The 10779-nt window shown below is 71.1% G+C and carries 12 protein-coding genes; 8 read left to right on the top strand and 4 right to left on the bottom strand.

Translation table 11 applies throughout. The features are described 5' to 3' along the window. The coding region (locus tag NJ376_RS06460; protein WP_252952426.1) for a winged helix-turn-helix domain-containing protein at nucleotides 1-344 on the top strand (344 nt) is incomplete at its 5' end. Beyond that, the gene (locus tag NJ376_RS06455) at nucleotides 341-1717 is read left to right on the top strand and encodes an ATP-binding protein (protein WP_252952424.1); all 1377 of its coding nucleotides are present in this window, start codon (nucleotides 341-343) and stop codon (nucleotides 1715-1717) included. The genes NJ376_RS06460 and NJ376_RS06455, both read left to right, overlap by 4 nt. On the opposite strand, the gene NJ376_RS29475 is transcribed toward NJ376_RS06455, so the two are convergent. Then, nucleotides 1714-2307: a hypothetical protein gene (locus NJ376_RS29475; RefSeq protein ID WP_252952422.1), complete on the bottom strand. Its 594-nt coding sequence runs from the start codon at nucleotides 2305-2307 to the stop codon at nucleotides 1714-1716. The two genes, NJ376_RS06455 and NJ376_RS29475, sit on opposite strands and share 4 nt — an antisense overlap. 35 nt (nucleotides 2308-2342) lie before the next feature. On the opposite strand from NJ376_RS29475, the gene NJ376_RS06445 reads away from it, so the two are divergent. The 3 genes from NJ376_RS06445 to NJ376_RS06435 all read left to right on the top strand — a co-directional run bounded on the left by NJ376_RS06445 (nucleotide 2343) and on the right by NJ376_RS06435 (nucleotide 4221). Continuing rightward, a complete protein-coding gene (locus tag NJ376_RS06445) occupies nucleotides 2343-2576 on the top strand; it encodes a hypothetical protein (protein WP_252952420.1) in 234 nt (77 codons plus the stop codon). Nucleotides 2577-3253: 677 nt separating this feature from the next. Continuing rightward, nucleotides 3254-3460: a dodecin family protein gene (locus NJ376_RS06440; protein ID WP_252952418.1), complete on the top strand. Its 207-nt coding sequence runs from the start codon at nucleotides 3254-3256 to the stop codon at nucleotides 3458-3460. A gap of 320 nt (nucleotides 3461-3780) precedes the next feature. After that, on the top strand, nucleotides 3781-4221 hold the full coding sequence (locus tag NJ376_RS06435; RefSeq protein WP_370288002.1) for a 4a-hydroxytetrahydrobiopterin dehydratase: 441 nt from the start codon (nucleotides 3781-3783) through the stop codon (nucleotides 4219-4221). A 442-nt stretch (nucleotides 4222-4663) separates the two neighbouring features. Here the strand turns inward: NJ376_RS06435 and NJ376_RS06430 are convergent, their stop codons facing one another. Beyond that, nucleotides 4664-5038, bottom strand: a complete 375-nt coding sequence (locus NJ376_RS06430) for a hypothetical protein (RefSeq protein WP_252952414.1) — start codon at nucleotides 5036-5038, stop codon at nucleotides 4664-4666. A 165-nt stretch (nucleotides 5039-5203) separates the two neighbouring features. On the opposite strand from NJ376_RS06430, the gene NJ376_RS06425 reads away from it, so the two are divergent. Both NJ376_RS06425 and NJ376_RS06420 read left to right on the top strand, forming a co-directional pair. Beyond that, nucleotides 5204-5485 carry a GNAT family N-acetyltransferase gene (locus tag NJ376_RS06425; RefSeq protein WP_252952412.1) on the top strand — a complete coding sequence of 94 codons (282 nt, stop codon included), beginning with the start codon at nucleotides 5204-5206 and terminating at the stop codon, nucleotides 5483-5485. 139 nt (nucleotides 5486-5624) lie between these two features. Next, on the top strand, nucleotides 5625-6272 hold the full coding sequence (locus NJ376_RS06420; protein ID WP_252952411.1) for a UPF0149 family protein: 648 nt from the start codon (nucleotides 5625-5627) through the stop codon (nucleotides 6270-6272). 96 nt (nucleotides 6273-6368) lie between these two features. Here NJ376_RS06420 and NJ376_RS06415 read toward each other — a convergent pair whose 3' ends face one another. Together NJ376_RS06415 and NJ376_RS06410 are read right to left on the bottom strand one after the other, a co-directional pair. Then, nucleotides 6369-6800, bottom strand: a complete 432-nt coding sequence (locus tag NJ376_RS06415) for a CorA family divalent cation transporter (protein WP_370288001.1) — start codon at nucleotides 6798-6800, stop codon at nucleotides 6369-6371. Between the two features lie 145 nt (nucleotides 6801-6945). Beyond that, nucleotides 6946-9072 (bottom strand): PAS domain S-box protein, encoded by a 2127-nt coding sequence (locus NJ376_RS06410; protein ID WP_252952410.1) that lies wholly within the window; start codon nucleotides 9070-9072, stop codon nucleotides 6946-6948. A 385-nt stretch (nucleotides 9073-9457) separates the two neighbouring features. Here NJ376_RS06410 and NJ376_RS06405 point away from each other — a divergent pair, with 385 nt between their 5' ends. Then, nucleotides 9458-10345, top strand: a complete 888-nt coding sequence (locus tag NJ376_RS06405; RefSeq protein WP_252952409.1) for a hypothetical protein — start codon at nucleotides 9458-9460, stop codon at nucleotides 10343-10345. The last annotated feature ends 434 nt before the right edge of the window (nucleotides 10346-10779 follow it).

Genomic DNA, 10779 nt, shown 5'->3' with positions numbered 1-10779 from the left:
AGGCTGCGGCCGGGGCCACCGTCCACCAGCTGCGCTTCGACGGCTGGACAGTGGACCTGGCGCGTCGCGAGTTGCTGGCGCCCGGGGGCGCGGTCGTTGACCTCTCCGGCGCCGAGTACGACCTGCTGCTGGCGTTCCTCGAGCACCCGCACCGGGTGCTGGCGCGGAACCAGATCCTCGAGCTGTCGCGCGGCCGCCTCGCGGACCCGAACGACCGCAGCGTGGACGTGCTGGTCAGCAGGCTGCGTCGCAAGCTCGAGGGCGAGGAGGGCGGGACGGCTATGATCAAGACGGTGCGCGGAGCGGGCTACGTGTTCATCCCGGCAGTGGAGCGTGTCGCTTGAGACGCGGCATCGGCTGGCTGTCGCCCTCCACGCTGGCGGGGCGGACGGTCCTTACCTTGCTCGCCGGACTGCTGGCTTTCCATCTCGGCAGCGTCTGGTTGCTGGAACGTGGCGTCCGCGACGCCCTCGCCGAGGCGCGGGAGAACCACGTTGCCGACCACGCGGCCATGGCCGCCAGGGTGGTCGGCAGCCTGCCGGAAGAGGTGCGCGAGGCCGCCGCGCGCGTCCTCTCCACGCCGACCTTCGAAGCCGCGTGGGATCGGTCCCCCGTGGCGGAACCCACCGACGAGGCGGCTCTGGCACCGCTCAAGGCGCGGCTGGTGCAGCACGCGCCGGACTTGGCGAACGTCCATCTCCAGCTCGGGCTCGCCGCGCCGCGGGACGGTGGGCCGGGGCGCATCCGAGGCGCGATGCGGCTCGCCGACGGCAGCTGGGTGTCCTTTGCGGCATCCGCGCCGAACCTCGCGCCTGTGCCGACCGATGCATCGCTCGCCTCGCACAGCGCGATGGCGCGCGGCATCGTGCTCGCCTCAATCGTCGTGGTACGCCGGATCACCAACCCCTTGCGCCGCCTCGCCAGGGCCGCCGAGGCCTTCGGCAAGGGCGCCTCGCCGGTGCCGCTGCCGGAGAGCGGCCCGCTGGAGGTGCGGGAGGCGGCGCGGACCTTCAACGCTATGCAAGCAAGGATCCACCGGCTCGTCGCAGACCGCACGCAGGCTCTGGCGGCGGTCAGCCACGACCTGCGTAGTCCCATCCAACGCCTGCGCCTGCGCGCTGGATGCCTCGACGACCAGGAGGCGCAACGGGCGATCGACGGCGACCTCGACGAGATGGAGGGCATGATCGAGGCGACCCTCGCCTACCTGCGGGGCGAGACCGAGAGCGAGGAGCCGCGCCAAGCCGACCTCGCGACCATCCTGGCCACGCTCGTGGACGACGCCTCCGACCGGGGCGCCACGGCCACCTATGCCGGGCCGGACCGGCTCCCAATGCGGCTGCGGCCGGTCGCCATCAAACGCGCCCTGGCGAACCTTGTCGACAACGCGGTCAATCACGGGGACGGGGCGCGCGCGACCCTCGAGGAGAGGCCAGAATCCGTCACTATGCGGGTCGAGGACGACGGCCCCGGCATCCCGGAGCGGGACCTGGAAGCTGTGTTCGAGCCTTTCCACCGGCTCGATGCGCCACGCAACCGGGGCACCGGCGGCACCGGGCTTGGTCTCGCCATCGCCCGCCAGGTGATCGATGCCCACGGCGGCACGGTGTCGCTCGCCAATCGGCCCGGGGGCGGACTGGTCGCCACGGTGCGCCTGCCGAGGGCGCCGGTCGCCGCAACGCAGGCACCCAGGGCCGCAGAGGGCGCGCCCGCCTAGACGAGCTCGCGCGAGATGGCACGGATCGGCTTCATGCCATGCCCGAACTTGGCGATCATCTCCCGGTTCGCCTTGAGCTCGCCGTAGGGCAGGTAGCGCACCTTGAGGTCGGGCACCCGGCTGAAGGCGGGCCGTACCAGCTGCTCGCGCACCTCACCCTCGCGGCCGTCCGGCGCGATGAGGAACATGCCCTCCAGCGCGTGCGCCTCGGACCCGAGCGCCGGGTCGAGCATCCGGACGATGCCGGAGTAGATGGAGGAGGTGTGCTCCACACTCTCCGCCTCGCCTTCCTGGAGACTGATGAACTCCCTGGCGCTGCGCTGTTCGAACAGCGAACGCAGGGCCTGCAGCTCCCCGTCGCGCCTCGTGGTCGCGCCGCAGCAGCTCCAGCCCGCGCTGGAACACCGCGCTGGTGCTTGGGTAGCGCCCGCTCTGCGATCGTGTCCGGCGCCATTTCTTAAGAATTGCACGCCATCGGCCACACACCACTGGCGACCGAAGCGGCGCGCCGCATCGGCCCGCTCTATGCCATTGAGCATGACTTCCGCGAACGCCCGCTCCCGCCCGACGTTCTTCCACTGCCGCGGCATCCACGCAGCCGCCGCGTTCCAGGGAGGAGGCCACCATGCCCACCTGCGACCAGTGCGGGAACGACTACGACAAGGCGTTCCAAGTCATCAAAGCTGGCCGGACCATGACATTCGACAGCTTCGAGTGCGCCATTCAAGCCTTGGCGCCGACCTGTGCCCATTGCGGCGTGCGGATTGTGGGGCACGGAGTCGAGGAGGGCAGCAGCATCTTCTGTTGCGCACACTGCGCCAAGCACGAGGGTGCAACGGCCGTGCGCGACCGGGCCTGACGAGGCCCGGAGCCGTCGCGCGCCCCGAGCGCCCTTTGTCCTCTGCCGCGGTGACGTGCCGGACGGGACACCGGAGACAGCCGCGTTCGCACCGGGAGCGGTCCCGGCTCGGTCCGGCTCCCTTCGGAATGAGAGCCATCGTCTGCAACGTTGCGGTGCAACGCCCGAGAGTTCGGCGGCTTCGTCTGCGTTCACTTCAACCTCGGCCCGGCGGAGGAAGTATGACCGAGGAGCAGATTGAACCGCGGCGGCCCTGGTATGCGACATGGTTCTGGCACGCGCTTACTCTGTTGGCGCTCGGCCTCGCGCTGATTGCCCTCGGGGAGGTGCGGGTTCTCGCCGTGGGTGGGGGAGTTCCCGCACCGGTCCTGCCCGACTACACCCTACCTGCTCCCAAACCTCGCCGTAATGCTGGGCTTCTCGGTCGCCCTGGTCGGCGCAGCAATGGTACTAATCGCCGCCTGTGCCGCTCTGCTGAACGCGGTCCGCAGGCGCCGCATGGTGTCCGGGCCAAAGGGCGGCACCCCGGGGAGAGATGATCATTATACGGGGTAAGCGACAACGGGGGCGGGTACGGGCTCCTGCTGACGCGCGCCATCCCGCTCCCGCCCGAACCGAAGCCCGACGGCGGCCGTTCTCGGATTGCCCGCAGCCGCGGGCACATTGGGAGGCGTGCAATGGCAGTCGTGAAGGTCATTGAATTGCTCGGCGAGAGCGAGGAAAGCTGGGAGGACGCGACGCGGCAGGTCGTCGCCGAGGCGACGCGGACCCTGCACGGGGTCGCCTCCGTCTACATCAAGGAATTCCAGGCCACCGTCGAGAATGACAAGGTGAAGAACTTCCGCGTCAACGCGAAGGTCTCCTTTGTCCTCGAACGCAAGTAGCCGCGCATATCTCGCAGACCCAGCGCGGAATTACAGGGCGCCGGAGTGGGGCACGGTGGTGGACGCCCGCTGGCGCGCTCGCCTACGCCCAAGAAGTGGGGGCGGGAGCGGCAGGCGGCCGCGCCGGGCTCCGATTGGTGGATGACGCGTCCTACCGTCGAGCGTCGGCCGTGAGGCGACCGTGGCTGGCTGTGGTAGCGGCGGTGGGCACGCACGATCCCGCACGGGCGAGCCTCTGTTCAATTGCTCTCGTCGGACAGCATCCCGCGCGACGGGGGCTGCTGCACCGAGCGCGGTCCCAGCCTATCCTGCCTCCCGGGATGGCGTTGATGCCCACCGGGTGCCCGAAGGGCTTCGTCCAAGGACGGTCATTTGTCGAGAGGGACACCATGGCGAGCGCACTGGCGGAGAAGAATTGCACCCCATGCCGCGGCGGAGTCCCGCCACTCACGCCAGAGGAGGCAGAAGGCTACCATGCGCAGGCGCCGGACTGGTCGCTGATGGACGACGCGACCCGGATCGAGCGGCGCTTCCGGTTCAAGGACTTCGGCGAGGCGTTCGCCTTCGTGGCGCGCGCCGCCGAACTGGCCGAGGCCGAGGGCCACCACCCCGACATCACCTTCGGCTGGGGCTACGCGGTGGTCTCGCTGCGGACGAAGAAGATCAAGGGCCTGCATGAGAACTACTTCATCATGGCCACGAAGCTCGACCGGATCGCCGAGGGCGCCGCCGCGGCAGAGACGGCCCGGCAACGGAGCTGAGTGCGGGGATCGTCCTCCCGGCAGCCCTGTTCGCGTGACCGCTCGGCGGTCTGAGTGCCGGACCGAGCCTCCGCCACCATTGTTGCCGCCGCTGACTCTCGTCCGCGTTTCGCCGGTCACCTGGGCGCTGTTCTCGGTCCCGATGCGGTAGGACTCCTCCGCGCCGCTGCGGCCTGCCTCGGACGCGCGCCCGGCACGGTCCATTTCCTGCCTGCCCTCATTGCGGTTGCCCGCCTGGTTGTCCTCGACCTGGTTGTCGCGCAGCAAAGTGTGCTCCGGTCCTTTCGGGCGGCCTACGGCATCCCCCCGTGCCAGGGGAGGAGCGCGGTCGGATAGCGCTCCGGTCGAGCGGATTCGCTCGCTCTTACCGGTCGGGTGCCCCCGTCGGGCGATATCGACCGCGACAGCAGGTACCCAGGTGCACCGCACAACCAACCGCCGTCTAGCCGACCATCTTCGGTTCCAGCCGCACCCGGTGCCGTTCGCCTGCCGCCGTCCAGCCGCGCTCCCGGATCACGTCGTTGCTCTCCACCGGCCTTCGGCCCGGCCCGAGCGACCAAGTGATGTGGTAGGTGGAGCCGTCCAGCCGCCGCGTGCTGCCGCCGATCTCGACAACGAGCGCCTGCACGCCCGCGCCGTCATCTGCCATGCCCACGACGAAGCCCTCTGTCTCGGTCGGCAGCGGGAAGTCCTGCAGGATCCCGGACTTTAGCGTGACGTGATGGGCCACCACCTCCGGGTAGGCGGGAGGGAACATGGCCATGAGCCCTTTCCGGTCCTCCGAGTGCACCAGCCAGCCCGCGACACGCTCGGCCATCTCTCGCCCCCTGCCGATTAACCAGGCGCCTCAACGCACGGCAGGGAGCGTGGTGCATGGGCGGCACCGTGCCGGGACGCGCATCGGTCGCGCGGCCGGGGCGTTGTGGCCCGGTCTGGCGTGCGGCCGGGTCGCCCGCCGCACGATTGGTCGGAGGAGGCGGTGATGTCGGAGGTGACGGACAACCCGGCCATGAGCCGGTTCGAGATGGCCAGCGGCGGTGTGGTCGCCTTGGTTGAGTACAGGCGTGAGGGAGACCGCATCGCGCTGACCCACACCGAGGTGCCGGAGGTGCTGTCCGGACAGGGTATCGGCTCGAAGCTGGTCCGCGGCGTGCTGGACCGCCTCCGCGCGGAGGGATCGAAGGTCGTGCCCCGCTGCGAGTTCGTCGCCGCCTACGTGGATCGGCACCCCGAGTACCGGGACCTGCTGGCCGACCGCGGCTGAGTGGGCCAGAAGGCGGTCGCGCCGATGGCTGCGTTCCCGGCCGGGTGGACGGACGCCCCGCCTCGGCCGACCATGCTCCACCCCGTACGCGTCCAACGCACGCTGTCATCCACGCCGGAAGCCACGGACCAGCACCCCCATGCCCGACCCGATCCCCCAGGCCGGTCCCGTCGATCTCGACGCACTGGACGCCTTCCTGCTGTCGGACCGCGCGCCCAAGGAAAGCATGGGCCTGTCTGACCTCGACGGCTTCCTCACCGGCATCGTGGTCGGCCCGGAATTGATCCTCCCGAGCGAGTGGCTGCCGGTCGTTTGGGGCGGCGGGGAGCCCACCTTCGGGAGCATCAACGAAGCGCGCTCGATCCTCGGGACCATCATGGGCCGGTACAACGAGATCGCCCGCGCCCTCGACGCCGCGCCCGACGACCTCGACCCGGTGTTCTGGGAGGGATCGGACGGCCGGGTCATCGTGGCCGACTGGGCGGCCGGTTTCCTCGACGCGGTGGCGATGCGCCCGCGGGCGTGGGAGCCGCTGGTCCGGCACCCCGAGGCGCGCACCCTAATGCTCCCCTTGCTGCTGCTGGGCGCCGATGGCCCGGACGACTTGCCATTCGACGATGTGGCGCTGCCCGAGGTCGATGAGGAGAAGCTGCACGCCGCCGGGGCGGACCTCATCCTCGGCTGCGTCGAAGGCATCGCGGCGTTCTGGAAGGAACACGGGGCGCGGCGGCCCACTCCCCCACGGCGCCAAGCGCCCGGCCGGGGTGCGCCCGGGCGACGGAGGTGAACGACCCTTGCGGACAACGGACCCGGGTGTGGGGCGTTGATCACCTCGTCCAGGGTGAGCGGCCCGCGCTGGGAGTGCCCCAGTCGCATGGCGCCGCTACCGCCAAGAGGGCGCAACACTCGGAGGAACGCTCGATGGCCCAGCAGAAGGGCTCCACCGGCCAGGATGACCCCCAGCAGAGGGGCAGAATGGAGGACGCGCGACCGAACGAGGCCGGGCACGCCAGAGGCCAGCACACGCCGCAGAGCGGCGGCCGGTCGGACAGGTCGCACCGGGGCGACCAGCAGGACGTGGAGCGGGAGAAGGACAACAAAGGACAGGGCAGCCCCGCCTGACTGAGGGGCGGGGTGGGCGGCGGCGGTGGCCACCAAAGGCCGATCTTGGAGCCGATGGGGACGGCACCATGAGCCCGAGTGCGAAGGGGTAGCCGATGGTCCGGTGCAGTTCGGGCATGCGCTCGAAGTTCTTGCTGTAGATGGTGCCCACCAGGCCGGGCGGCAGGAATAGCACCGCGGCGATCGAGAACACCTTGACGCCGAACGAGCGTTCCGCGGCGTTCTCCTCCGCCGGGATGGGATCAAGGAGATCGCCCCAAAGAGCGTCTGTGGGTAGCGCCGCCGGATCAACATTGGGACCGGACCGAGCACGCCTACTCAGACCGCGAAGATGCTGATCACTGTAGACCCGCCGGACGCCCTGGCAGCGCCGTTCCCTGACCGCGAGGCGCGGCTGTTGCCGCCCACTTGTGCTTGCTGAGCGGCGCCACGTCGTCCGGCAGTCTCTCGGCCGCGACCGCGCGCGCAAGTGGCACGGCAATCTCGCAGACCAGACCGCCGGGTTCCCAGCGCCGCTCGACCGTGCCACCGAGTTGCGTCCTCACCGTGGCCTCGATGAGCCGCGAGCCGAATCCCCGCCGTGTGGGCGGCTCGGCGATGGATGGTCCCCCGCTCTCCTCCCACCGCAGCCTCAGCCCGCCACCTTCCAGCCACCACCGAAGCGTCACCAATCCTCCGGGCCGGGAGAGCGCGCCGTGCTTCGCGGCGTTGGTCGCCATCTCGTGCAAGACCATCCCGATCGGCTGGGCGGCCGTGTGGGCGATTGGGACCGCGGGACCGACGAAGGAGACTGACGTGGCCCCGTAGGGGGCCAGTTCCACTGCCACGAGCGCGCTCAGATCGGTGCCCGCCCAGCCCTGCTCGGCCAGCAGCGTGTGCGCCCGCGCGAGGGCCGAGACGCGCGCCTCGATGGCCCGGGCGTAGGCCCTCGGGTCGTCCACGGGCGTCAGCCGGACCACCGATTGCACCACCGCGAGCGCGTTCTTGGCCCGGTGATCGACCTCGCGCATGAGGATTTTCTGGCGGGCCTCGACCTCCTTGCGGAGCGTGATGTCGCGCATGATGCCGGTGAAGAACCGCGCGCCTCCGGCGTCGCGCCACTCGGCGATGGAGAGGTCGAGCGGCACGGTCGAACCGTCCTTGCGCCTCCCCTCGACCTCGCGGCCGATGCCAATGATCCGGCGCTCTCCTGTTTCACTGTAGTGGGCGAGGTAGCCGTCGTGACGCGAGGCGTCCGGCTCGGGCATCAAGGTGGAGACGTTCCGGCCGACCACCTCGTCGGCGGCGTAGCCGAAGATCGTCTCGGCCGACCTGTTGAAGGACTGGACGCGGCCGCGCCCGTCGATGACGATGATGGCGTCCACCGCGGTGTCCACGACCGCCCGGAGTCGCGTCTCTCGCTCCCGCAGCGCCTCCTCGGCGCGGCGCATGGATAACCGCAGGCCCTCGAACTCCGCCACGTCGACCGGCACGCCTTCCGCGACCGGAACCTCCCCGCCGCTGGCGGCCACCGCCTCGGCCTGCGCCGCCAGTGCACGCACGGGCCGCAGGATGCGTCGCCCAAGCCACGCCGCGGCGGCGAGCGCGGCGAGGAACGTCGCCGTCCCCCCGGCGCCGAGGGCGAGGAGGGGGTCCCGCCAGCTTGCCTCATAGGCGGCCAGCGGCTCGGCCACCACCACGGTCCAAGTGGATGCGTTGGCGAGACGGCGGAAGGCCAGGATCACGTCATGCCCGGGCAGGGCGCGGCCTCTGAGGACACCCGCGTCCCTCCTAGCCGCCGCCTTGGAAAACCAGCCGGGCACTGAGCGGCCGACCAATGCCTCGGGGTCGGCCGAACGCGCCACGACCACGCCGCGACTGTCGACGAGGGTGGCGAAGGCGCCGTCCGAGAGCCCCTGCGAGGCGAGCAGGCGGGAGAGGCGGGCGGGCGCCACAAGCGCGACAAGCGCCGCCTCCGCGCGGCCTTCCCGCACGACCGGGACCACCACGGCGGCTACGGGCACCCCGAGGACCGCACCGACGAGGAGGTCGCTGACGGCCGGTTGGCCGGTGTCCAGCGCGGCGCGGACCGCTGCGGGCACGCCCGTGGCCGGGAGGGGGGAGCCGAGGGGGCGCGCGGTGTGGAGCCGCTGGCGGAGGTCGGCGCCGACGAGGACGATGGGCGTTCCGATCGCCTCCGCCGCGCCCCGGGCGTGGGCGTAGAACCCGGCGAGATCGTCCCTGTCGAGGAGGGGCGAGGCGGCGAGGGCGACGAGGGCAGCGGCATGGGCCTCAACCTCGCGGTCGAGGGCGAGGGCAAGCGCGCGCGCGGTGTCGGTCAGGCGCTCCTCGGAGGCAGCGCGGTAATTCCGGGCCATGTGCCACGCAGTGGCCGTACCAAGACCGAGCGCGGGGATCAGCACGACGAGAACGAGGGCCAGGAGGTGGGTCCGCAGGCCGGGCGCCTTCCTGGTGTCACCCGCCATGCCGCCGTGTCGTCGGTTGAGGAGTGGCGTGTCTAATCGCCCAGTGCGCACACCAGACACGCGCTACTAGCGTGTCTGGCTGACTTTGAAAGCCCATGCGGAATGACGCCGCCACCCTCTTGGCGCCCGCGACGTAAGGCGATGGTGCAGTCGCGGTTCGTCACTGGCAGCAGGGACTTTTGAGGTCATCCGTGCTGGAACTCCAAGTTGCACGAAAGAATAAAATTCTCTCTCCAGACATCATAACGCGGCGAAATACAACCCGCAATGGGTGTTGCCCGCCCGCGGAGCGCCGCGCGGGCTCGCTGGGGCTGGCCAGCAGCCCGAATGCCGTCAGGTCACCGGGGCTATGGCAGACCGGTAGGGTTCAGGTTTCCCCTGTCCCTTGGCGCGCCAGCCGCACCGCGAAGGTGGGCGACGACTGCCCCGGGGCGCCTTCCTCTCGCTACCATTGCCTCCGCGGGCGGGCTGGGCGGTCCGCGAGGCGGCCGAGCGCGGCTACACCCTGCGGCTCCAGGAGACGCTGTGGGAACGGGCATTCAAGAGCGAAGGCTTCAATCGGAGCCAGTGGTCCGCTTCGCAGCGCGATGCCTACGATGACGGCGCCGCGGCGGCCCAGGCCGGGCTGGAAAGTGTCCCGGTCGCGCGCTACCGCGGGCGCCTGCGCAAGCTGGCCGTGTACTGGCTCCTAGGCTGGCAGGGCCGGTATTCCTTGCTGCTCGAACGCGACGCTGCCATGCGGCGCGCGGGCGAGTTGAGGCGGCAGTTGTCCTTGAAGGAGCAGGAGGGCGCCAAGCCGGGAGCTCCCGGTGTCCCCCGTGATCGCCCGAAGTCGGGAGCGGAGCGCCAGCGGGCGTACCGCGAGCGGAAGGCCGCCACCTGGATCACCATGCCCGCGGAAGCACACTCGAACTACAGGGCGGCCTCCGTGCGGGAGGGCACGGGCCTCGACCGCACCGTGCAATCCGTCCTGGAGAAGGCCCTGCGGTCGCTGGAAGGCCACGACCGACAAACCGCCCCTCGGGAGGCGAGCAACGCCCCGGTCCCCGTCGCGGACGCGGCCCCGGCGACGGCTGCCGGACCGGCCACCTCGGAGCTGCCTCCGGCCGGGCAGGCAAACGCAGCCAGAAAGGACTCGGTGCAGGTCGAGGTCTCCGGGCGGACGCGCGAACTGCTCGACGAGCTCTGCTGCCGCCTGGGGCGGCCGCGGGACATCGTGCTCGTCCACATGGCCGAGGCGCTGCGCGAGGGCTTGGTACAAGGCGAATCCTGACGGCACCCCAGGGCAGCGCGCCAAGGAAAGGCGCCGCTCCCGGTCGGCGCCGCCGCTGGCTGCCGGAGGCGCCGGGCGCCGCCCACCGCCTCGGCCGCGGCGCCGCGCCCATGATTTGCCCGCCGATCGGCACGGCGCCACGGTCGCGGCCGGGCGCCCACGGCTGGACCGGCCGCGCCACCGGCGCCGGGCGCCGCCAGACAAGAGGCCGCATGCCTGACAAGGATTCCACGAGGCCGGGGCACGTCCCCGCCCCGCTGGCCCGGCCGGAGGGACAGCCGCCGGTCATGCCCGGCGCCGACGGCGGCTGGCTGCTGGAGCGGCCAGGGGGCCGGACGGCAGTTTCGAGATCTCCCGCGAGCGGGTTGGCGGCATCGTCCGCGTCACCGGCCAGGCGGTGTTGCGGCACCCCGCGGGGGTCGTCGGTACCCTTG

The organism is Siccirubricoccus soli, from assembly GCF_024178315.1.
In the GTDB taxonomy this organism is placed as follows: Bacteria; Pseudomonadota; Alphaproteobacteria; order Acetobacterales; family Acetobacteraceae; genus Siccirubricoccus; species Siccirubricoccus soli.
Note: the sequence above shows the minus strand (reverse complement) of the source record. Positions and strands in the feature narration are given on the sequence as shown.